Consider the following 22,699-nt stretch of genomic DNA (forward strand, 5'->3'; position numbering starts at 1 on the left):
TTACTGTTTCGTGTCCGAGCTGGTCGTCGTGTGACCAGTGTTGGTTGGCGTGTTGGCAGTACCAGTGGCCATTGGCGCACCGGTGTTGGTACCATCGGTTGGGGTGATGCCCATCTGCGCATCGACCGTCGCGTTGCCGGTCGAGCCGGCAGCCGTGGTGCCCATCGAGGACGAACCGCTGCTGCTGGTGCCCATGGTGTCGGTGGTGTTGCAACCGGTCAGTGCGAAGGCCATGATGCCGCCAATGAGTGCAGTGTGAAGAGTTTTCATAGCATTGCTCCTAGAGAGTTGAATGACATGGTCGGATACGGTCGCCCGGAGGCGACCGATAGACCACCCACGCGTGCGGTACGCAGCCGTGGGATGTTGCTCCTGCCTGTGGATCAGCGGCCGGTGGCCGAGTTGGTGACTGGCTCGTTGTTGCTGGTGGTGCCCGAAGCACTGTTCACGCCAGTAGCGCCGGTGGCGCCCGAATTCCAGCTGCCCTGACCTGCGGTGGTGCTTGGGGTCTGCACCGAGCCGGTCGTCGACATCGTGCTGCTCGAACCCGACATGCTGTCGGTCGTCTTGCTTGGGGTGTCGCATGCTGCCAGGCCAAATGCCATCATGCCTGCGATCAGTGCGGTTCCGAGGGTGCGTGTCATGGTTGTCTCCGTGATGATTAAGTTGTCTTATCATCAAGCAACCGCGGGTTCACACGAATAGGAACGGAGAGTTCATTCTTGTAGGACGACACGCCCAGCGCACGTCAGCGCAGGCGTCAGTACAAGGGTCAATGAACTTCCGCATCGTGGGTGGCCAGCCAGGCCAGCAACTCAGGGGCTGGTAACGGCCTGCTGTAGAAATAGCCCTGCACCTTGTCGCACAGGTGGTTGCGCACCACGTCCAGCTGCGACTGCGTTTCGATGCCCTCGGCTACCGTGGTCATCCCCAGGCTGCGGGCAACCTTGACGGTGGCTTCGATCAGCACGCGATGATGGGCGCTGGTATCGGCCTGGCAGACAAACGAGCGATCGATCTTGACCGTGTCCACGGGCAGCAGGTGCAGGCTCGACAGCGACGAATAGCCGGTGCCGAAATCGTCGAGCGCAAGCTGGATGCCCAGGGCCTTCAGGTCGTGCAGGCGCTGCTGGATATCCTGGTCCTGCGCGGCGAGGCTTTCGGTCACTTCCAGCTGCAGGCAGCCCGGCGGCATGCCGGTGTCGCGCAGGATCCGGCGTACGCCATCGATCCAGCCCGGTTGCGCGAGCTGCGCGCGCGACAGGTTCACAGCCATCAGGCCGGGTGCGCGCTCGCCCAGGCGCGCGCGCCAGTCAAGAAAGTCGCGGCAGGCGCGTTCGAGGACGAAGTCGCCCAGCATGCCAATCAGGCCGCATTCCTCGGCCACTTCGATGAAGTCGATCGGCGGCACGATGCCGCGCACCGGATGGCGCCAGCGCACCAGCGCCTCGACCCCGGCGGCGTAATCGACGCCGCCGCACGGCAGCAGGCGCACGACTGGCTGGTACACGACGAACAGCTGTTCTTCGACCAGGGCCTGGCGCAGTTCGGCTTCGATGCCGGCGCGGCGCGCGGCGCGTTCGCGCATGCTCGGCGCGAACACGACGTGGCGGTTGCCGCCGGCCCGCTTGGCCTCGACCATCGCGATGCCGGCGTCGCGCAGCACGTCGTCCGGCTCGCGCAGGGCAATTTCCGGGTCGTCCAGGCTCCAGGCCAGGCCGACGCTGGCGCCGCAGACGATGTCGTGGCCATCGACCAGATACGGGTGGGCCAGCGCGTCGAGCAGGCGCAGCGCGATGCGCTCGGCATCGGCGCGTCCGCGCAGGCCGTCCAGCAGCACGACGAATTCGTCACCGCCCGTGCGGGCTGCCAGCTGGCCGGCCTGCGTACCCGGTTCGACCCGGCCCAGCGCCGGGCGCAGCGCGCCGCGCAGGCGGTCGGCCATGTGCATCAGCAGATGGTCGCCGACCGCCTGGCCCAGGCTGTCATTGAGCTGGCGGAAGCGGTCGCAATTGAGGGTCAGCACCGCAAAGCCGACGTCGGACACCGGCTGCGCCAGCAGGTGCTGCAGCGCGTCGCGTACTGCTTCGCGGTTGGGCATGCGGGTCAGGGTATCGGTGCGGGCAGCACTGCGCAAGCGGCGCGAGAGCACCTCTTGCTCGCGCTGCACTTCGAACGTGGCGTCGGCCACGGTCGCCATCAGGCGCTCGGGGTCGAGCTTCATCAGGTTAAGGGCCAGCACCTGCAGGCTGCCGCTGGCGGCGTGCGGCACGCCCACCGGCAGGCGCAGGCCTTCGCAGATCATGCCGGACGGTTCGAGAAATGCCTCGACCATCGACGCCAGATGCGGCGCCACCGGCGCGAGCACGTCGAACAGATTGTCCAGGCCCTGCGCGGTGGCCAGCGGCATCAGGAGCCGCGACGCCATCGGGTTGAGCATGTCGACCGTGCCGTCGAGCGAGGTCTGGGCCAGGCCGATCGGCGCCCGGTACAGGAACTGCACCAGCGCTTCATAAGCGTCGATTGCGTCGTGCTGCGCTTTAGACTCCATCGAGCGCCTCCTGGGGTGCAGCGACGGCGTCGGGTTGCCAGGCCAGGGCGCGGTTGCGGCCCGCGCGCTTGGCCGTGTACAGGGCCTGGTCGGCCTGCTTGATCAGCAGGTCGACGCCGCACTGGCCGTCGACCGAGACCGCCACGCCAGCGCTGATCGTGCACACGATCGCCTGGCCGTCGAAGCTCTTGGCGTCCAGCGCAACGCGTGCGCACAGGCGCTCGGCCAGATCCAGCGCATGCGCAAGGTCGGTCGACGGCAGCAGCACGGCGAACTCCTCGCCGCCGATGCGCGCGACAACATCGACTTCGCGGAAGAAGTCGAGCAGGATCGCCGCCAGGTGCTGGAGCACGGCGTCGCCACCCGGATGCCCGTAGCGGTCGTTGATCGCCTTGAAGTGGTCGGCGTCGAGGATGATCATCGCCGTCGGCCGCGGCGCGGCGCGGCTGCGCTCGAACTCCTGGCCGGCTGCGTCGAACAGCGCGCGGCGGTTGGCCAGGCCAGTCAGGTGGTCGCTGAACGCCTCGCGCCGGCGGCGCTCGGCGATGTCACGCTTGTCGCTCACGTCGCGCAGGATCAGGCAGTAGGCGGGGCCCTCTTCGCAGGGCAGGCTCGGGGCGCCATCGGCGGCTTCGCGGTCGGCTTCCGGCAGCGGCGCAATCATCACGCTGCCCCAGAATGCGCTGCCGTCGGCGCGCAGCAGGCGGCTTTCGTCCAGCGCCCAGCCGTCGGCGTCGGCTTCGCGCAGGCGGTCCAGCGCGCGCTCGGGCGTGATCGCATCGTCTGGATAGAACATCGTGTAGCTCTGGCCCTCGGCGGTGGGGCCGAAGCCGGTCACGCGACCGATGCTCGGGTTCCATTCGCACAGGCGGCCCTGGGAATCCAGGCTGGCCAATGCGTAATCGGTGATGCCGGTCAGGACCGCATTGAGCCAGGCGTCGTTCTGCCGCTGGCGGCATTCGCGCCGCACCTGCTCGGTGATGTCGTCGATGACGGCCATGATGCGGCTGGCGTCGAGCCGGAGCAGCGTGATCGACAGGATCTGCGGCATGCGCTTGCTGCAGCCGCTACCGGCATGCAGGTGCACGTGCATGCCGTCGCAGATCTTGCCGCTCTGGACCGTGCTTTGCTGGCACAGGTTGCGCAGGTCGGGCGCGATGTCCTCGAGCGCGACGAACAGATTGTCCAGTCCGCCATTGCGCGAGTGCGGCATCAGGAGCTGGGCCGCGATCGGGTTGATCATGGCGATTTCGCCATCGGCGTCGAGCTGTACCAGCCCAACCGGGGCGAGATACAGGAACTGGATCAGCGCCTCGTATTCCGCGCTGAGCTGGGCGAGGTCGTCAGTCACTTTGGCTGCCGCTTGACAAGAACGTAACGCGTGGCGCTGCCCGGGGTGGACAGCAGGCGCAGGGCGACTTTGACCGGACGCATGCGTAGCGTCAGGACGTAGTCGATGGTTTCATCGAGCGCACTGTTTTGTTCCAGCGCGTCATCGAAACGCTGCGCCACCATGAAGTTGTTCATGCAGGGTGCGACGTTGGTAAACAGTGGCTGGCCCAGGACGCGCTGTGGCGACAGGCCGGCGGCTTGCGACTCGAACGCGTTGTACCGGTTGACCTCGGTGTTCGCGTCGAAACCGATGACGCCGAAATCGAGCTGGTCCAGTTCTTCAGAAGAACACGCGTCGAGTCGGGTGGCCAGCTCGGGAAAGTCAAAGGCAAGAGTCATGAATTGGGTGCCGACGCGCGGCCAGTGAATATTGGTGCTTGATGGTGCCATGTGCAATGAACATGTGTCAATTGCCCATCTGCAACAATTCACGATTTTACTGCGAGAATGCGCATTTCTGCACACAGCTCTGCAAATTGACAGCCTCCTGTTTCAACGTCACCATGCCTTTCTCTTCATCTTCTCACATTACATGACAAACAAACCGGATGATGCGGCCCGCTGGTGGCGCGACGGGGCCGGCTTGCAGCGTCTGGTCGCGGACCTGCTGGGCGCAGAACTGGCGGCGCTGCGGCCCGGCAGGCAGACGCTGCCGCAACCCTGGCCGGCGTCGCTCGATCTGCGCGTGGACCTGGGCGCCGATTCCCTCGAGCTGATGGGACTGGCGTCGGCGCTCGAAACCCAGTTGCACCTGCAGGGGACGGCCGACGCGCCGTTGTTGAAGCACACGCGTCTGGGTGACTGGCTGAATGCGGCGCGCGCCGGCCTGGATGCCCACGGCAGCGCGCTGACGTTTCGTACCTCGGGCAGCAGCGGCGCGCCCAAGCCATGCACGCATCGGCTGGCCTTGCTGTGGCAAGAGGTCGAGGCGCTCGCCCAATTGCTGCCCGGCCGCCGGCGCATCGTCAGTCTGGTGCCGGCGCACCACATCTATGGCTTCCTGTTTACCGTCCTGCTGCCGCGCCGGCTGGGCATCGACGTCGTGTGCCACCTGCGCGGCCATGCACCGGCGGCGCTGGCGGCCCAGCTGACGGCGGGTGACCTCGTCATCGGGCATCCCGATCTGTGGCGCGCGTTCGGCCAGGCTGCGGGGCCGCTGGCGCCGGACATCGTCGGCGTGACGTCGACGGCGCCGTGTCCGCTAGATGTGGCCCGCGCTGCGCTCGGCACGGGGTTGGCGCGGCTGGTGCAGGTGTATGGCAGCTCCGAGACCGCCGGCGTCGGCTGGCGCGATGAACCGGAAGGCGGCTATACGCTGTTTCCGTATTGGTCACGCACTGGTCAGGGCGATGGCCTCGCGCGCCAGTGTCCGGACGGGACGCGCCAGCCAGCCCTGTTGCAGGACCGGCTGGCGTGGCGTGACGACGGACGTTTCCAGCCGGACGGGCGCATCGACCAGGCGGTGCAGGTCGGCGGCGTCAATGTGTTTCCAGCTTATGTGGCCGATGTGCTGCGAATGCATCCGGCGGTACTGGAGGCCAGCGTGCGCCGCATGCGGCCCGATGAAGGCGAGCGGCTCAAGGCCTTCGTGGTAGTGAGGGACGTCGCTACGGCTGATGCCGGTCTGCAGGCGGATTTACACGCCTGGCTGAGCGAGCGTCTGACGGCGCCCGAGTGCCCGGCGGCCTATTCGTTCGGACCGCGCCTGCCGCGTGGGGCGAGCGGCAAGCTGGCCGACTGGATCATCGACAGCGACGTTTAGCGGCGAGTACGCGGCTAGAGCGCGGCTACAGCGCGACGAAGCTCTCGAAGCCACCAAAGAACATGCGCTTGACGTCGAACGGTACGCCGCCCGGCTGCATCATCGCGGCCAGGCGCGGATCGTTCATGACTTTTTCATTGACCGCATCGCGGTGGGCGCGCGATTCGTAGACGGCCCAGGCGAGAATCACCGTTTCGCCTTCTTCCAGTTGTACACTTCGCGGGAACGATGTGTGTTCGCCGGACGAAACGTCGTCGGCGATCCATTCGCGGTATTCGAGCGCGCCATGCTCGCGCCAGACGGCGCCGGCCAGCTGCGCCTGAGCGCGGTACGTTTCGATGCTGGAGGTGGGAAGCGGAAGGACAAAACCATCGACATATGCCATGTGGATCTCCCTGGACGGTTGGATGCGCGGCGCGCGTCTGTGACCCACCAGTACACGGCCCACGAGGTTCCCGACGGTGGTGTCGGGAACCTCAGGCTACCACAGGCTGTTGTCGGGTGGTGGTGCTTGCGGGGGTTGTTGCGGCGGCAGTGCTGGCGGCTGCACCGGCGGCGTTGGGGGCGTTGGGGGCGCAACGTTGGGCAGGGCCTCGAGCGGCGACGGTCCTTCAAGCGGCGCATCGTCGAGCGGTTGCTGGAACTCGTCGACCGGCGCCGCTGGCGGCGCGACTGCGATGTCGATGGTGCGGGTCTCGACCGCATCGGCGTATTCGGGATAGATCCAGTCGCGGCCATCGTTGACCAGGTCGTCCGGTGGCGTGCGCTCTTGCGGTGGAACCTTGGCCAGTGCCACGCGCATGTAGTCGATCCAGATCGGCATCGCCAGCGTCGAGCCGAATTCACGGCCGCCCAGCGAGCGCGGCTCGTCGTAGCCCATCCACGATACGGCCACCACCTTGCCCGCGTAGCCGGCGAACCAGCCATCGATCGCATCGTTCGTGGTGCCGGTCTTGCCGGCCAGGTCGGTGCGGCCCAATTGCTTGGCCGAGCCGGCGGCAGTGCCGAAGCGGGCCACGTCGCGCAGCATGCTGTCGACGACGAAGGCATTGCGCGCCGTGATGACGCGGTTGGCTTCCTGCGGGCCCTGGGATGGCGGCACCTCGGCAATCACGGTGCCATTGCCGTCGACGATGCGCTGGATCAGGTAGGGCTTGACGCGGTAGCCGCCGTTGGCAAACACCGAGTACGCGCCGGCCAGCTGTAACGGCGTGACGGCGCCCGTGCCCAGCGCCATCGTGTAGTTGCGGGGATGGCGCGCCAGGTCGAAGCCGAAGTGCTCGAGATACTGGTGCGCGAAATCGACGGACACCGCGCGCAGCACGCGCACCGTCGGCACGTTCTTGGATTTGACGAGCGCCTGGCGCAGCGTGACTTCGCCATCGAACACGCCGTCGTCGTTCTGCGGCCGCCACGGCTGGTCTTCGCTGGCGCCGGGCAGTTCGATCGGCGCATCGAGAATGCGGGTCGTGGGCGAATAGCCTTTTTCAAGGGCGGCCGAATACACGAACGGCTTGATGCTCGATCCCGGCTGGCGCCACGCCTGCGTCACGTGGTTGAACTTCTGCAGGTTGTAGTCGAAGCCCCCGACCAGCGCGTGGTAGGCGCCGGTATCGGCATCGATTGCCACGAACGCCGCCTCGACCTGCGGCACCTGCACGATGGCCCATTCTCCGGCCTTGTCCTTGCTGACGCGGATGACGGCGCCCGGCGTGATCCGCAGCGATTCGCGCGCTGCTGGCTGCAGGCCCGGGCTGGCGAACTTCAGGCCGGCGCCCTTGATGACGACGTCTTCGCCGGACAGCAGCGTCACCCGTACCTGGCTCGTGCTGGCCGCCAGCACGACGCCGGCCAGCAAGCCGTCGCTGGAGCGGCGCGCCTGCAGTGCATCGGCAATGGCTTCGTCACGTTGTTCGGGGTCAGTCGGCAGCTCGACGCGCGCCTCGGGGCCGCGGTAGCCATGGCGGCCATCGTAGGCCAGCACGTTGCGGCGCACCGATTCATACGCGGCCTTTTGCTCGGCCGCGCGGATCGTCGTCGTGACCACGATGCCGCGCGTGTAGGCTTCTTCGCCGAACTGTTCGTAGACTGCCTGGCGCGCCAGCTCCGCAACATACTGGGCCGGCGTGTCGAACTTCTGGCCGGCGTCGCGCTTGACGCGCAGCGGTTCGGCGAGGGCCGCGGTGTACTGCGCCTGGGTGATCGTGCCCAGTTCGAGCAGGCGCTTGAGGATGGCGTGCTGGCGCGCTGCGGCGCGTTTTGGGTTCGACACGGGATTGGTGCGCGCCGGATTCTGCGGCAGGCCGGCCAGCATCGCCGTCTCGGCCAGCGACAGCTGATCGAGCGTCTTGCCGAAGTAGCTGCGTGCGACGCTCGAAAAACCATACGAGCGCTGGCCCAGGTAGATCTGGTTCATGTACAGCTCGAGGATCTGGTCCTTGGTCAGCGAGCCTTCGATCTTGTAGGCCAGGGCGACTTCGGTCAGCTTGCGCGAGAGCGTCTTCTCGTTGGTGAGGAAGAAGTTGCGGGCGACCTGCATCGTGATGGTGGATGCGCCCTGGCGGAAACCGCCGCGCAGGTTGGCGCGGGCCGCGCCCATCGCGCGGATGAAGTCGATGCCGCCGTGTTCATAGAAGCGCGTGTCCTCGATGGCCAGCACGGCACTTTTCATCATCGCCGGGATCTTCGCGATCGGAACGAAGTCGCGGTGCTCGACGCCGAACTGGCCGATCAGCACATTGTCCTGCGTGTAGATGCGCAGCGGGATCTTGGGACGGTAGTCGGTGACGGCGTCGATCGCCGGCACCTTGGGGCTGATGGCGCTCCAAACGCCGATGGCCAGGCCGGCCGCAATCAGCAGCAGCGCAGCGAAAAAGATCAGCACGTACGCATACGCGCGTTTCATGCCCAGCAGGGTTTTTCCGGACTGTTGGTTGGTCGCTTTCACTGCCGAACTCTCACTGTAAATGTTGCTGCAGGCCACGTGGTGGGCCAGGATCGGGCGATTATAGTCCGCTTTCAGCGCGCGCTTTCTTTCCGTACGTGCATGTGCGATATTCCTGCTTTCGGTTCGTCCGCAGCGGCGAGCTACGCCCGCAACCAAGGACACCATGCCGCCCGATTCAAGCTTCAAACCCTATATTCCCGCCCATGCCCAGCTGGCGGAAATGACGCCACGCGCCCTGATCATGGGCGTCATTCTCGGCATGATCTTCGGCGCGTCGTCGCTGTATTTGGTGCTGAAGGTCGGCCTGACCGTCAGCGCCTCGATCCCGGTGGCGGTCATCGCCATCACGCTGTTCGGCGTGGCGAAGCAGCTCGGCGCGCGCGAATCGACGATCCTCGAAAACAGCATCGCGCAGACGGCCGGCTCGGCCGGCGAATCGCTGGCCTTCGGTCTGGGCGTGACGATGCCGGCGATCCTGATCCTGGGCTTCGACCTGGAAATCTCGCGCGTGCTGCTGGTGGGCGTGCTCGGTGGCCTGCTGGGCATCCTGATGATGATCCCGCTGCGCCGCACGCTGATCGTCGACCAGCACCGCGAACTGAAATACCCGGAAGGCACGGCCTGCGCCGAAGTGCTCAAGGCCGCGGCGACCGACGTCTCGCGCGACGCGGCGGGCGAAGTGCGCATCGCCGGCAGTGACGCGGTGCGCATCGCCAAGCGCCGCGCGCTGCTGATTTTTGGGGGCTTTGGCATCGGCATCCTGTACAAGACGCTCAGCGTGTCGTTCAAGGGCTGGCGCGACACGGTCAACTTCGAGTTCGGCGCCCCGCTCAAGACGGGCAGCATCGGCGCCGAGATCTCGCCCGAGCTGGTGGGCGTGGGCTACATCATCGGGCCGCGCATCGCGTTCACGATGGCCGCCGGCGGCGTGCTGGCGTCGCTGATGCTGGTCCCGATGATCAAGTTCTTCGGCGAGCTGGCCAGCACGCCACTCTCGCCCGGCACGATCCCGATCCGCGACATGACGGGCGACGATATCCGCAGCGCCTATATTCTCTACATCGGCGCCGGCGCTGTCGCCACGGGTGGCCTGATCTCGCTGGCGCGCTCGCTGCCGACGATCTGGAACGGCTTGCGCGGCGGCCTGGCCGGCATGAAGAACAGTCGCAACGCCTCAGTTGATACGTCCTTGCGCACCGACCGCGACATCCCGATGAAGTGGGTCGTCATCGGTTGCCTCGCGATCGTCGCCGTCATTTCGCTGGCCACGCCGCTGCACATGAATGTGCTTGGCGCGGTGCTGATCCTGGTATTTGGCTTTCTGTTCGCGACCGTGTCGTCACGGCTCGTGGGCGAGATCGGGTCGTCGTCCAATCCGATCTCCGGCATGGCCGTGGCCACGCTGCTGTTTACCTGCCTGATCTTTCTGCTGATGGGCTGGACGGGCGGCCAGTACTACGTGACCGCGCTGTCGGTCGGCGCGATCGTCTGCATCGCCGCCAGCAATGCCGGCACGACGTCGCAGGATCTGAAGACCGGCTACCTGGTCGGCTCCACACCGCGCATGCAGCAGTACGCGATCCTGTGCGGCGCGTTTGCGTCGGCGCTGATCCTGGGACCGGTGCTGCTCAAGCTGAACGACGCTGGCACCGTCTACGTGCCGGCAGCGCAGGTTGCCCCTGGACTGACGGTCGACGCGTCGAAGCTGACGGACACCGGCACGCTGCACGGCCCGCAGGCCGATACCGACAAGAACACCTACAAAGTCTGGCACAAGACCGACACGGTCGGCGGCCCGGCCGGCAAGTACTTCGTCGATAACGCAGGCAAGGCCGTGTACCTGGTCGACCCGGGCATCAACGGCCACCACAAGACGCGCCCCGACGGCACCGAAGTGAAGAAATACGATGCGCCGAAAGCCGTGCTGATGTCGTACATCATCAAGGGCATTCTGGACCGCGAGCTGCCGTGGACGCTGGTGCTGTTCGGCGTGATGATCGCGATCGTGCTGGAAATGGCGGGGATCGCGTCGCTGGCGTTTTCGGTGGGCGTCTACCTGCCTCTGGTGGCGACGCTGCCGATCGCCATTGGCGGCACGGTGCGCTGGCTGGCAGACCGCCGCAACAACAAGCTGCCGCAGAACGTGGGCCTGAACGAAGAAGAACGCCAGGCCGCAAACGACCGCAGCTCGGGCGTGCTGCTGGCATCGGGCTATATCGCCGGCGGCGCGCTGGCCGGGATCATCATCGCGATCACAGCGGGCGTGCTGACGGACTTCGACGCTGCGGCTGCGCGCTGGGCCGAAGCCTACAACCCGTTCTTCGCCGGCGCCAGCGCGAACGTGCTGAGCATGCTGCCATATGCGGTAATCGTAGGCCTGCTGTTCTGGGTAGCGCGTGAAAAAGCCGTACGGTAGGGTGGACGGCTCTGCCGTCCACGCGTTCACGAGTCCAACATCGCATCACGACGCCGCCTTGATGTGAATGGTACAGCTGGGGTCAGGTCTGACATTCGGACACGATCTCAGCCTTAGCCACTTCCAACCGTATCTTGCCCAGTATTAGCACGGCTCTGTGCCAAGTAATTCCGGCTACCCGAGTACCCGACTGTCGAGATCGTGTCCGAATGTCAGACCTGACCCCGGCTTTTGCCCGTCCACCCCAACGATGAAAAACAAAAACGGCGGCCCGCAGGCCGCCGTTTTTGTTGGTGCGTAGCGCGCTGTTACTTCACGCCGTGCATCAGCTTCTGGATCACCGGTGCCAGCAGCACCAGCAGGATGCCGCCGCCCAGCAGAGACATCAGGCCGAAGTTGTAGCCGTCGAGTGCCGATGCCACCGTCATGCCGGTTTCACCGGAGACATGCGAGGCGAAGATGCCCGACAGGTTGTTGCCGATACCGGTCGACAGGAACCAGCCGCCCATGCCCAGGCCGACGAGGCGGGTAGGGGCCAGCTTGGTGACCATCGACAGGCCGATTGGCGACAGGCACAGCTCACCGACCGACTGGATCACGTAGACCGCGAACAGCGTCCAGAACGGGATCTTGCCGTTACCGTCGATCAGCTGCGACAGGGCGTAGACCAGCAGGCCGAACGCGATGCCGTTGAAGATCAGGCCCAGGCCGAACTTGCGCGGGATAGATGGGTTGGCGTTGCGCTTGCCCAGCCAGACCCAGACGGCGGCGATGATCGGTGCGAAGACGATGATGGCCACCGAGTTCACCGACTGGAACCAGGCGACAGGGAAGGTCCAGCCGTTCAGATCGCGGTCGACGATGTTATCGGCCAGGAAGGTGAACGAGCTGCCGGCCTGCTCGAAGAAGCACCAGAACAGGACGTTGAAGAAGAAGATGATCATCATCGCCCAGGTCTTGTCGCGGGCGACTTTGCCTTCGCGGATACCTTCGATGATCAGCATCGCGGCCAGGCCGATGAACAGGACCGTCAGCAGGATCTGCAGGTTGGCGGCGCCCGCTTGCAGCAGCATGTAGACGATCGGGATCACGATCAGCGAACCGACGATGACGACGGCCAGGCGCTTTGGGCTGGCCAGTTCACCGACCGGTGCGCCGATGCCCTGGAGCGTCTTGCGGCCGATGAAGAACCAGACCAGCGAGATCAGCATGCCGATGCCCGAGGCCAGGAACACGATCTTGTACGCTGGCATGGCGGCGGTGCCGAACACTTTTTCAGCCAGCAGCTGGGTCAGGATCGGTGCAAAGAATGCGCCGACGTTGATGCCCATGTAGAAGATGGTGAAGCCGGAATCGCGACGCGTGTCGTTCAGCGCGTACAGCTGGCCGACCATGGCCGAGATGTTCGGCTTGAACATGCCGTTACCGACGATGATGGTGGCCAGACCCAGCTTGAACACGTCCTGGTTCGGAATCGAAATCATGAACAGGCCGGCCGCCATGAAGATGGCGCCAACCAGGATCGAGCGTTGATAACCGATGACGCGGTCGGCCACGTAGCCGCCGAAGACGGCGCCGGCATACACCAGCGCGAGGTAGGAACCGTAGGTGAGGTTGGCACTGGCCTGGCCTGCCGCGTCACCGGCATAGAACTGGCCGACGATGTAGAGGACGAGTGCCCAACGAATGCCATAGAAAGCGAAGCGCTCCCAGAATTCCGTCATGAACAACATCCACAGCGGTGCTGGATGGCCCATGATCTGCTTGAACTCTGGAAGAGGTCCCCGAGCTGGGGTAGTAGCTGCACCGCTCATGCGGTTCCTCCCGAAAATGTAATGACAAGGTAATTGTTATATGGCGCTATTCGACGGGCGAACGTTCCAATAGGCACGCATTCTAGTGCATATCCTGCATCATACGAAGCTTTTTTGCCGGTGCGCCAACGGGTCCCGAACATGGTGCACTGCACCCTGTTTTGGGGCGCGCATGCGCCATCGGATTGGCGTATATTGCTGTACAGGACGGTCAGATTATTGGCAGTCCGTATCACAGAATCGAACGAGGACATCAGACCATGACGCAAGCAGCAAGTGAATTACCCGTAGTAGATACCGAGCTGTCCCCTGAAAGCCGGCAAGTCGTCGATACGCTGATTTCGCCGGAAGGCCAGCTCGAAGTGCTGTCCAAATCCGAAGTCAGCAAGCTGCTCGACACCGGCCGCACCGGCCTGTACGACGTGTTTCGCAAATGTGCGCTTGCAGTACTCAATAGCGGCAGCGACATCGACGACGGCAAGGAACTGCTCGAGCGGTACGCGAGCTTTGACATCAGCATCCTGCAGCGCGAGCGCGGCATCAAGCTCGATATTCGCGGCGCGCCGGCCAGCGCGTTCGTCGATGGCAAGATGATTCGCGGGATTCACGAGCACCTGTTCGCCGTACTGCGCGACATCGTGTTTGTCAATTTCGACGTCACCGACAACCCCAAGTTCGACCTGACCCGCACTGACGGCATCACCGACGCCGTCTTCCACATCCTGCGCAACGCCAACGTGCTGCAGGCGCAGCGCAATCCGAACCTGGTCGTGTGCTGGGGCGGCCACTCGATCTCGCGTATCGAGTACAACTACACGAAGAAGGTCGGCTACGCGCTGGGCCTGCGCGAACTCGATATCTGCACCGGCTGCGGCCCGGGCGCGATGAAGGGGCCGATGAAGGGCGCCACGATCGGCCACTCGAAACAGCGCCTGTCGGGCGGGCGGTATCTGGGCATCTCGGAGCCGGGCATCATCGCGGCCGAATCCCCGAACCCGATCGTCAACGACCTGGTGATCATGCCGGATATCGAAAAGCGCCTCGAAGCCTTCGTGCGCACCGGCCACGGCATCGTCGTGTTCCCGGGCGGCGCGGGCACGGCCGAAGAAATCCTGTACATCCTCGGTATCCTGCTGCATCCCGATAACGCCGAGATCCCGTTCCCGCTGATCTTCACCGGCCCGGCATCGTCGCGCGACTACTTCACGCAGATCGATGCCTTCCTGGCGCTGACGCTGGGCGAGGCGGCGCAGAAGCGCTACCAGATCATCATCGACGATCCGGATGCGGTGGCGGTGGCGATGGTCAAGGGCATCAGCGAAGTGCGGGCCTTCCGCAAGGCGCACAGCGATGCCTACTATTACAACTGGCGCCTGAAGATCGATCACGAATTCCAGAAGCCGTTCCGCCCGACGCACGAGAACATGCGCAACCTCGACCTGCACCGGGGCATCCCGACGCACCTGCTGGCAGCAAACTTGCGCCGGGCGTTTTCGGGCGTCGTGGCCGGGAACGTGAAGGAAGAGGGGATCCGCGCGATCGATCAATTCGGCAAGTACGAGATCCGTGGCGAGGCCGCGATCATGGGGCCGATGGATGCGCTGCTGGCGTCGTTCGTCGAACAAAGCCGCATGAAGTTACCGGGCAAGGCGTACACGCCGTGCTACACCATCGTGCAATAGACCTGATCCCACCGGCCCGCGCAACCTTGCACGTCGTTCCCGCGAAGGCGGGAACCCAAGTGCGTCGCGCCGCCACCATGCTCATTGTTAGCGGCCAAACAGGCATCCTTGGATTCCCGCCTTCGCGGGAATGACGTGTGCAAGGCGCCTGGTAGTGTTCGCTGGTCACGGCGGACAATAAAAAAGGCCGCCCGAAGGCGGCCTTTTTCATGCAAGCGTCAACACCCCGACACTCAGTCTTCCTTGCGCAGGTGCGGGAACAGCAGCACGTCGCGGATGTTCGGCGAATCGGTAATCAGCATCATCAGGCGGTCGATGCCGATGCCGCAACCACCTGCCGGCGGCATGCCGTATTCCAGCGCGCGGATGTAGTCGGCGTCGTAGAACATCGCCTCTTCATCACCTGCATCCTTGGCTTCGACCTGCGCCAGGAAGCGCGCTGCCTGATCTTCCGGATCGTTCAGCTCCGAGAAGCCGTTGGCGATCTCGCGGCCGACCATGAACAATTCAAAACGCTCGGTCACGCCGGCACGGGTGTCCGATGCGCGCGCCAGTGGCGAGACTTCGGCCGGGTAGTCGACGATGAAGGTCGGCTCCCACAGCTGCGCTTCGGCGGTTTCTTCGAACAGCGCCAGTTGCAGCGCGCCCAGGCCGGCGGTGGCGAATGGCTTCACGCCAAACTTCTTCAGTTCGGTCTTGATGAACTCGGCGTCGTTCAGCTGCTCCGGCGTGTAGCCCGGCGCGTACTTGTCGATCGCCTCGATGATCGTCAGGCGCTGGAACGGCTTGGACAGGTCCAGCTCACGGCCACCGTACGACAGCACGGCGCTGCCATGCGCATCGACTGCGGCCTGGCGGATCACCTGTTCGGTGAAGTTCATGATCCACTTGTAGTCGGTGTACGCCGCATAGAATTCCATCATCGTGAATTCAGGGTTGTGACGGACCGAGACGCCTTCGTTGCGGAAGTTGCGGTTCACTTCGAACACGCGATCGAACCCGCCGACCACCAGGCGCTTGAGGTACAGCTCCGGTGCGATGCGCAGGTACATTTCCATGTCCAGCGCATTGTGGTGCGTGACGAACGGCTTGGCCGCGGCGCCACCCGGGATCGGGTGCAGCATCGGCGTTTCGACTTCCATGAAGCCGTTTTCTTCCATGAAGCGGCGCATCGACGACATCGCGGCGGTGCGCGCCTTGAACGTGCGGCGCGTGTCCTCGTTCATGATCAGGTCGACGTAACGCTGGCGGTACTTCGTTTCCTGGTCGGCCAGGCCGTGGAACTTGTCCGGCAGCGGGCGGATCGCCTTGGTGATCAGGCGCAGCTGGCTGACTTTCACCGTGAGTTCGTCGACCTTGGTCTTGAACAGCGTGCCTTCGACACCCAGAATGTCGCCCAGATCATAGCTGCGCAATTCGTCCATCGCGGCTTCGCCGGCGCTGTCGAGCGTGATGTAGATCTGGATACGGCCGCTGGCCGACGGGCCCGAGCTGTCCTGCAGCGTCGCGAACGCCGCCTTCTTGCCCGCTTCGCGGCGCAGCATCATGCGACCGGCCAGCACCACCGGAACCGGCTCGGCTTCGAGTTCTTCGCGCGTTTTTTCGCCATACGCCTGGACCAGGTCGGCCGCCTTGTGCTGGGGGACGAAGTCGTTCGGGAACGCGACGCCTTTTTCGCGGATCGCCGCCAGCTTGACGCGGCGCTCGGCCATGATCTTGTTTTCGTCGGCGCCTTGCAACGGTGCCTGTTCTTGGTTCTCGGTGGTCATAGTGGTGGTTGTTGATATTGGTTGAGCATGCCGCCGTTACGGCGCGCAGTAATTAAGACAGCGACAGCAGCGCTTCAACGTCCAGCTGCGTGAAGTCGTCGACGATCGCGATGACGTTGTCGAATTCGGCAAACGCCCCGGCTGGCAGCGTGGTGGTCAGCACCACGGCGCGCATGCCGGCGCGACGCGCCGCTTCCACGCCCAGCGGCGCGTCTTCGAACACGATGCAGTGCGCCGGCAGTACGCTGCAGCGGTCGGCGGCCTTGAGGAACACGTCCGGGTGCGGTTTGCCGCGCGGGACGTCCACGGTACCGACAACGACGGCGTCGAACTTGCTGTGCAGGTCCATCTCGTCGAGGATGAAACTTGCGCTGCCTGGCGAGGCCGACGTGGCCACCGCCAGGGCCCAGCCCTGTTCGCGCGCGCGGTCGATGAAGGCGTCAAAGCCGTCGATCGTGCGCCGGTGCGGGCCATACAGCTCGCGGTACAGGACTTCTTTTTCGTGGTTCAGCGTGGCCAGCGCATCGTCGTCCAGATCTGCGCCCAGATAGTGGCGCAGGATTTCCTTGCCCTGACGGCCGGCTGTGTCGCGAAAGAACGCATCGGGCTCGATGGTTTGGCCCCGCCGCGCAAAGAACGTGATCCACGCACGGGTGTGGAAGTCCATATTGTCGACGATGGTGCCATCCATGTCGAAGATCAGGGCGCGGGCGGGTGTCGTCATGCGGGGTAAGCCTTTATACGTTTTGCTTCAGGGACGCCGAAATGAAATCATCGAGGTCGCCATCCAGGACGTTCTTGGTGTTGCCGGTCTCGAAACCGGTACGCAAATCCTTGATGCGCGACTGGTCCAGCACGTACGAGCGGATCTGATGGCCCCAGCCAACGTCGGTCTTGGAGTCTTCGAGCTTCTGCTGCTCGCTCATGCGGTTGCGCAGTTCGAGCTCGTACAGCTTGGCGCGCAGCATGTCCCAGGCTTCGGCCTTGTTGCGGTGCTGCGAGCGGTCGTTCTGGCACTGGACCACGATGCCCGACGGGCCGTGCGTCAGGCGCACTGCGGAGTCGGTCTTGTTGATGTGCTGACCACCGGCGCCGGACGCGCGGTAGGTATCGATGCGCACATCGGCCGGGTTGATTTCGATCTCGATCGAATCGTCGACTTCCGGATACACGAACAGCGACGTGAACGACGTGTGGCGGCCGTTGGCCGAGTCGAATGGCGACTTGCGCACGAGGCGGTGCACGCCGGTTTCGGTACGCAGGTGGCCGTACGCGTATTCGCCGTCGACCTTGATGGTAGCGGTCTTGATGCCCGCGACTTCGCCGTCGGACTGCTCGAGGATCTCGGCCTTGAAGCCCTTACGTTCGCAGTAGCGCAGGTATTGACGCAGCAGCATCGAGGCCCAGTCCTGCGCCTCGGTGCCGCCGGCGCCGGCCTGGATGTCGATGAAGCAGCTCGCGTGGTCCATCGGATTGGAGAACATCCGGCGAAATTCCATGGCTTCGATGATCTTCTGGATCGCCTCGACGTCGCCCGCGACGGCTTCCATCGTGTCTTCGTCGCCTTCTTCGCGCGCCATCTGGAACAGGTCCAGGGCGTCGGCGAGATCGGCCTTGGCTTTTTCGAGCGTCAGCACGACGCCCTCGAGCGCCTTCTTCTCTTTGCCCATTTCCTGGGCGCGCTTCTGGTCGTTCCAGATCGCCGGGTCTTCCAGCTCCTGGTTGACCTGTTCTAGTTTCTCTGACTTCTTATCGAAGTCAAAGATACCTCCGAAGTTCGGCCTCACGACCCGTCAGGTCGTTCAGCAGGGCGGAAATGGCGTTGATGCGTTCGGCTTCCATGATATCGGCAGTCTCAATGTGGGTTGAATCGAACCGGGGATTATACCCGACACCAGGCGCCAATGCGGCTGTATGGCTTGCCCGGCGGCGGGGCAAGGGGTACCATCGCGCGGTCTTGTTACCCGGATTCCCCATGAACCGCTCCCTGCGTCACCAGATCAGCACCACGCTCGTCGCCACCTTCACTCCATTGCTGTTCAATGCTCCCGTCTATGCGGCCAAAGCGCCCGCTGGCGCCACCGCCGTACTGGCCGTGCTGGAAACCTCCGACCTGCACGCCAACGTCGTCGGCTATGACTATTACAAACTGGCCGCCGAGCCGTCGATCGGCGTCGACCGTACCGCCACGCTGATCAAGGCGGCGCGCAAGGAATTCGCCAACACGCTGTTGCTCGACAATGGCGACACGATCCAGGGCACCGCGTTCGCCGATTACCAGGCGCTGGTCAAGCCGCCCGCCTGCAACGAGGTGCTGGGCATCTACAAGATCATGAATGCGCTGGGCTACGAAGGCGGCACGGTCGGCAACCACGAATTCAACTACGGCCTGCCGTTCCTGAACCGGATCACGGGCAGCCAGTTCCAGGTCAAGGGCGTCGACAAGGGCGCGCGCTGCGCCGGCCCGGCGTTCCCGATCGTGCTGGCCAACGTGAACAGCCTGCAGACGAAAGCGCCGCTATTCGCGCCATACCGCATCATCGACAAGAAGATCACAGCGCGCGGCCCCGATGGCAAGCCGGTCGAGACGCTGGTAAAGGTCGGCATCATCGGCTTCACGCCGCCGGACATCATGGCGTGGGACAAGCGCTGGCTGGAAGGCCGCGTGGTCACCGCCGGCGTGCGCGAAACGGCCGAAAAATACATCCCCGAGATGCGCAAAAAAGGCGCGCAGCTGATCGTGGCGCTGTCGCACGGCGGCCTGGATGACGGGCCGTACTCGCCGGCCATGGAAAACGCCAACTGGCACCTGGCCAAGGTGCCGGGCATCGACGTCATGCTGATGGGGCACGCGCACCAGCTGTTCCCGAATGCCGACAGCACGGTCCCGCAATTCAACCTGCCGGGCGTGGACAAGGCGCGCGGGCTGGTGCACGGCGTGCCGACCGTGATGCCGAGCCAGTGGGGCAAGCACCTGGGCGTGGTCCAGCTGCACCTGGCCTACAACGGCAAGACCTGGTCGGTCGACAAGGACAAGACCGTCGTGCAGGCGCGCGCCACGCAGACGGGACCCAAGACCTTCGTCGAACCGGACGCCGAGGTAGCCGCCCTGGTGCGCGCCGAGCACGAAGCGACGATCGCGTACGTGAAGACGCCCGTGGGGCGCTCGGCGTTTCGCATGACGAGTTATTTCGCGGACGTGGGCGATCCGTCGGCGCTCGAAGTCGTCAACCGCGCGCAGGCCGAGTACGTGAGCAACTACGTCAAGACCAACCTGCCGCAGTACGCCAGTTTGCCGGTGCTGTCGGTGTCGGCGCCGTTCAAGGCGGGCTTTCCGAGCGTGACGGATTACACCGACGTCCCAGCTGGCGACCTGGCGCTGAACAACGCGGCGGATTTGTATCTGTTTCCGAATTCGCTGTATGCCGTCAAGGTCGATGGCGAAGGGCTGAAGGCGTGGCTGGAGACGGCGGCGCAGCGCTTCAACACGATCGACCCGGCAGTGAGCGCGCCGCAGGAGCTGGTCAACACGCGCTTCCCGAGCTTTAACTTCGACACGATCACGTCGAAGGATGTCAGCTACGAGATCGACGTGACCAAGAAGCCCGGTGAGCGCATCGTGAACCTGACGTATCTTGGCAAGCCGGTGGCGCCGACGCAGGCGTTCCTGGTCGCGACGAACAACTACCGCGCCAGTGGCGGTGGCGGCTTCCCGGGGCTCGACGGCAGCAATGTCGTCATCGCGTCGCCCGACAACAACCGCGATATCCTCATTGCGCATATCCGCGCAGCCAAGGAGCTGACGCGCGCATCGCATGGCGCGGCGCGCAGCTGGCGTTTTGCGCGCGTCGAGACGAAGGGGCAGGTGGTGTTTCATTCGGCGCCAGGCCTGGAAGGGCTGGCACGCGAAGCGGGGCTGGGCAATGTCAGCCAGGTGAAGGCCGATGATGGCAGCGGCAAGGGGACCGCGCTGTACGCGGTCGATCTGTCGAAGTAAGCGATTCGATTGCGATGAATGCCGGCCCTGGGGCCGGCATTTTTTTAGTGCACCGGCTTTTTCTCGTCCTGCACCAGCACGAACGGGCTCACCACCGACGCCCACAGCGTCGCATCCGTTGCCAGCCAGGCTTGCGCCTGCTCGTCGCTGACCTTGGCCACCTGGCCATCGCCCATCCAGCGTGTGATGCTGTCACGGTCGTCGTGCGCGATGCGCAGTGCGACATCGATCAGGTCGAGCGTGCTGGAGACCCACACCACGCTGCCGCTGGCAAAGTGGCGTTGCAGCTCGCTCCATGCGACGCGGCCGGTCTCGCGGTTGATCTTGTCGTGCAGTTCGGTGTCGTTCTCGGGTTTGGTCTTCATGTGCATGGTGATCTGGTCAAAGAATCTCGACCGCAGGTTGCGGCGAACCCGCCCATGTTAACCGATAGGTGTGCGCCTTGCGCACGTTGCCCACCAGCGCCGGGCGGAAGCACGCCAGGCACGTGCCGCCAGGCTGTCGCACGCTGGGGAAGATCACGCCGAGCGAACCGGCGCCCAGCAGGTCGTTCGCCAGCGCCTGCGACGCGATATAGCTGGCCGGGTCGAGGCAGGCCTCGAAGGCGGCGATGCCGCGCAGATCGTGGAAGGTCGCGCTGAAGTCGGCCAGCAGGCACTGGTAGCTGACGCTGTCATCGAAACGGTTGATTTCGGCGTATTCGACGGTCTTGTGAAAGATGACTTCGGCCAGCGACGTGGCCGCATCGAACCCGCAGTACCAGGCGCCGCGCTCGCCATCGTTGAAACGGCTGCCTTCCGGGCGCGCATAGGTGAACGCGGCGTTGATGATGCGAAAGTTCGGCACGCCGAACACCAGTTCGTCCATGCCGATGCCCGGGGCCTGGCCGGATTCGGCGCGCAGGCGTTCATTGGTGGCGTTATCGAGCTCGAACAGGTCGCGCAGCGCGTCGTCGCTGTCGGCCAGGGGCGCGAGTACCGAGTCTTCGACATCGGCGAAACGCGACGGGATCAGGCGGCAGGTATCGAGCTGGCGCAGCAGCGTCAGCCGTGGCGTGACGGGCGAGCTCACAGGCCGCCGCGCCTGGCGTCGAGCAGCTTGCGCACGGTCTGCATCGCCAGCAGGCCGCCGGCCTGCATGAAGGCGAGCGGCGTGCGGCCTGCGAAAATCGGGTTGGTGTTGGGCAGGCGCACCCATTCGTCGGCGAGCTTGTCGCCATACAGGATGTGCAGGCTTTTGTAGATGCCGAGCAAGTACGAGATGCGCGTGATGCGGTCGACTTCGAGCACGCGGTCGGGGTTTTTCTTCCAGTCGTAGAACGACGACGATGACAGGCCGCCGAGCAGCTCGCGCGCATCGTCGTCGCGCAGGCCCCAGGCGGCGGCAAGCCGGAAAAAGCCGGTCAGGGCCGAGCGCGACAAACGCTCGCGCTCGGCCTTGGATGTCAGGTCGACCAGCGTCGCCGGCTCGAAACGGCTCTTGGGGTAGGCATAGGCAAGGCTCATGATTCCTCCGGTTTTGGAGTATTTATACTCCAATTCGGGATCAATCGCAAGCCCCGTGGCTAGCACCCGGTCGACTTAGTCGGCGCCTACCGCCGTGACGATCGCGCCAGCGCCGGCGCTGAGCATCCAGCCCGTCATGAGCAGATAGAACATCAGCAGCGTAAACAGCACCGAGACGCGGCGGGCGTCCAGGCCGGCGAACAGCGGCTTCTTGTCATAGGCGACGCCAACGAAATAGGCGCCAAACACGGTTGCCAGGTAGTGCACGGCGCCGAACGTTTCGCCCAGTTCGCCCTTGCGCGGATGGTCGATCAGCAGGTGCGACAGGATCACCAGCACCAGGTACGGGATCGAGGCGGCCAGCGGCGGCAGGTACAGGCCAAAGCGCTCGACGAAGGTGCGCACGGCAGGGCGCTTGCGCGCCAGCAGCGGCAGGAACAGATTGTGGATGAGGCCCGTAATCAGGATGAGCTTGAGCAGCACAGCCTTGTGCAGGCTTTCCTTGCCAAAGCCCAGGTTGTGCAGATTGGTTTCGGCCTGACGGTTGTTCTGCAGGAAGAACTCGGGCGACTGGATCTGCAGGATGCGCTGGAACCAGCTGATTTCTTCCAGCGCAGCCACGGCTACCAGGCCGGTCAGGCCGAGCAGCACCAGCACTTCGAGCCGCATGCCGCCGTTCTTCCAGCGGTCCACCGCCACGTAGCCGAGCAGGCCCGACGTGAGCGAGAACGCCAGGAACTGCATCCATTCGACGATGCCATCTTCCACCAGCAGGCGCGAGAGCTCGTGCGGATTGCCTGACCAAGCCAGCGCCAGCAGCAGGATGAATGCATTGATGATGGTCGCCGACATGATGACCGGATG

At 64.5% G+C, this 22,699-nt stretch carries 19 protein-coding genes; 4 read left to right on the forward strand and 15 right to left on the reverse strand.

What is annotated here, in order from left to right; genetic code table 11:
• From ACZ0AJ_RS07150 to ACZ0AJ_RS07170, 5 genes are all read right to left on the reverse strand, one after another.
• Complete coding sequence (locus tag ACZ0AJ_RS07150) at positions 1–270, reverse strand: hypothetical protein (protein ID WP_499453493.1); 270 nt, start codon at positions 268–270, stop codon at positions 1–3.
• A gap of 113 nt (positions 271–383) precedes the next feature.
• Positions 384–644 (reverse strand): hypothetical protein, encoded by a 261-nt coding sequence (locus ACZ0AJ_RS07155; RefSeq protein WP_183551816.1) that lies wholly within the window; start codon positions 642–644, stop codon positions 384–386.
• 128 nt (positions 645–772) lie between these two features.
• Positions 773–2,551 (reverse strand): putative bifunctional diguanylate cyclase/phosphodiesterase, encoded by a 1,779-nt coding sequence (locus ACZ0AJ_RS07160; RefSeq protein ID WP_499453494.1) that lies wholly within the window; start codon positions 2,549–2,551, stop codon positions 773–775.
• Positions 2,541–3,902: a sensor domain-containing diguanylate cyclase gene (locus tag ACZ0AJ_RS07165; protein ID WP_499453496.1), complete on the reverse strand. Its 1,362-nt coding sequence runs from the start codon at positions 3,900–3,902 to the stop codon at positions 2,541–2,543. Before ACZ0AJ_RS07165 ends, ACZ0AJ_RS07160 begins: the two co-directional genes overlap by 11 nt.
• Positions 3,899–4,282, reverse strand: coding sequence for a PAS domain-containing protein (locus ACZ0AJ_RS07170; RefSeq protein WP_499453498.1), 384 nt, complete (start codon positions 4,280–4,282; stop codon positions 3,899–3,901). Before ACZ0AJ_RS07170 ends, ACZ0AJ_RS07165 begins: the two co-directional genes overlap by 4 nt.
• Positions 4,283–4,475: 193 nt before the next feature.
• On the opposite strand from ACZ0AJ_RS07170, the gene ACZ0AJ_RS07175 reads away from it, so the two are divergent.
• Complete coding sequence (locus tag ACZ0AJ_RS07175; RefSeq protein ID WP_499453500.1) at positions 4,476–5,705, forward strand: AMP-binding protein; 1,230 nt, start codon at positions 4,476–4,478, stop codon at positions 5,703–5,705.
• 25 nt (positions 5,706–5,730) lie between these two features.
• Here ACZ0AJ_RS07175 and ACZ0AJ_RS07180 read toward each other — a convergent pair whose 3' ends face one another.
• A complete protein-coding gene (locus ACZ0AJ_RS07180) occupies positions 5,731–6,090 on the reverse strand; it encodes a DUF1428 domain-containing protein (protein WP_499453502.1) in 360 nt (119 codons plus the stop codon).
• A 96-nt stretch (positions 6,091–6,186) separates the two neighbouring features.
• Complete coding sequence (locus ACZ0AJ_RS07185; RefSeq protein ID WP_499456750.1) at positions 6,187–8,610, reverse strand: penicillin-binding protein 1A; 2,424 nt, start codon at positions 8,608–8,610, stop codon at positions 6,187–6,189.
• A gap of 205 nt (positions 8,611–8,815) precedes the next feature.
• Between ACZ0AJ_RS07185 and ACZ0AJ_RS07190 the strand changes: the two genes are divergently transcribed.
• Positions 8,816–11,068 carry an OPT family oligopeptide transporter gene (locus ACZ0AJ_RS07190; RefSeq protein WP_499453504.1) on the forward strand — a complete coding sequence of 751 codons (2,253 nt, stop codon included), beginning with the start codon at positions 8,816–8,818 and terminating at the stop codon, positions 11,066–11,068.
• A 308-nt stretch (positions 11,069–11,376) separates the two neighbouring features.
• Here ACZ0AJ_RS07190 and ACZ0AJ_RS07195 read toward each other — a convergent pair whose 3' ends face one another.
• A complete protein-coding gene (locus tag ACZ0AJ_RS07195) occupies positions 11,377–12,882 on the reverse strand; it encodes a peptide MFS transporter (RefSeq protein WP_499453506.1) in 1,506 nt (501 codons plus the stop codon).
• Positions 12,883–13,142: 260 nt separating this feature from the next.
• Between ACZ0AJ_RS07195 and ppnN the strand changes: the two genes are divergently transcribed.
• Positions 13,143–14,564: a nucleotide 5'-monophosphate nucleosidase PpnN gene (gene ppnN, locus ACZ0AJ_RS07200; RefSeq protein WP_499453507.1), complete on the forward strand. Its 1,422-nt coding sequence runs from the start codon at positions 13,143–13,145 to the stop codon at positions 14,562–14,564.
• A 233-nt stretch (positions 14,565–14,797) separates the two neighbouring features.
• Here the strand turns inward: ppnN and lysS are convergent, their stop codons facing one another.
• The 3 genes from lysS to prfB all read right to left on the reverse strand — a co-directional run bounded on the left by lysS (position 14,798) and on the right by prfB (position 18,175).
• Positions 14,798–16,333, reverse strand: a complete 1,536-nt coding sequence (gene lysS / locus ACZ0AJ_RS07205) for a lysine--tRNA ligase (RefSeq protein ID WP_499453508.1) — start codon at positions 16,331–16,333, stop codon at positions 14,798–14,800.
• A gap of 52 nt (positions 16,334–16,385) precedes the next feature.
• Positions 16,386–17,057 carry an HAD family hydrolase gene (locus ACZ0AJ_RS07210; RefSeq protein WP_499454359.1) on the reverse strand — a complete coding sequence of 224 codons (672 nt, stop codon included), beginning with the start codon at positions 17,055–17,057 and terminating at the stop codon, positions 16,386–16,388.
• Between the two features lie 13 nt (positions 17,058–17,070).
• Positions 17,071–18,175 (reverse strand): peptide chain release factor 2 gene (gene prfB, locus ACZ0AJ_RS07215; RefSeq protein ID WP_258837984.1). Its coding sequence is split into 2 segments (ribosomal slippage): positions 17,071–18,093 and positions 18,095–18,175, totalling 1,104 coding nucleotides; the frame shifts between segments, so codons are not numbered across the junction.
• Positions 18,176–18,308: 133 nt separating this feature from the next.
• Between prfB and ACZ0AJ_RS07220 the strand changes: the two genes are divergently transcribed.
• Positions 18,309–20,330 (forward strand): bifunctional 2',3'-cyclic-nucleotide 2'-phosphodiesterase/3'-nucleotidase, encoded by a 2,022-nt coding sequence (locus tag ACZ0AJ_RS07220; protein ID WP_499453512.1) that lies wholly within the window; start codon positions 18,309–18,311, stop codon positions 20,328–20,330.
• A gap of 44 nt (positions 20,331–20,374) precedes the next feature.
• On the opposite strand, the gene ACZ0AJ_RS07225 is transcribed toward ACZ0AJ_RS07220, so the two are convergent.
• From ACZ0AJ_RS07225 to ACZ0AJ_RS07240, 4 genes are all read right to left on the reverse strand, one after another.
• Positions 20,375–20,695, reverse strand: a complete 321-nt coding sequence (locus ACZ0AJ_RS07225) for a DUF2288 domain-containing protein (protein ID WP_332533648.1) — start codon at positions 20,693–20,695, stop codon at positions 20,375–20,377.
• Between the two features lie 16 nt (positions 20,696–20,711).
• Positions 20,712–21,401, reverse strand: a complete 690-nt coding sequence (locus tag ACZ0AJ_RS07230) for an RES family NAD+ phosphorylase (RefSeq protein ID WP_499454361.1) — start codon at positions 21,399–21,401, stop codon at positions 20,712–20,714.
• Entirely contained in the window at positions 21,398–21,835 is a 438-nt protein-coding gene (locus ACZ0AJ_RS07235) for an MbcA/ParS/Xre antitoxin family protein (protein ID WP_499453514.1), read from the reverse strand. The genes ACZ0AJ_RS07230 and ACZ0AJ_RS07235 overlap by 4 nt, the downstream gene beginning before the upstream one ends.
• 75 nt (positions 21,836–21,910) lie before the next feature.
• Positions 21,911–22,687 carry a hypothetical protein gene (locus ACZ0AJ_RS07240; RefSeq protein ID WP_499453516.1) on the reverse strand — a complete coding sequence of 259 codons (777 nt, stop codon included), beginning with the start codon at positions 22,685–22,687 and terminating at the stop codon, positions 21,911–21,913.
• Between the last annotated feature and the right edge of the window lie 12 nt (positions 22,688–22,699).

It is taken from the genome of Telluria sp. AC161 (assembly GCF_979258535.1).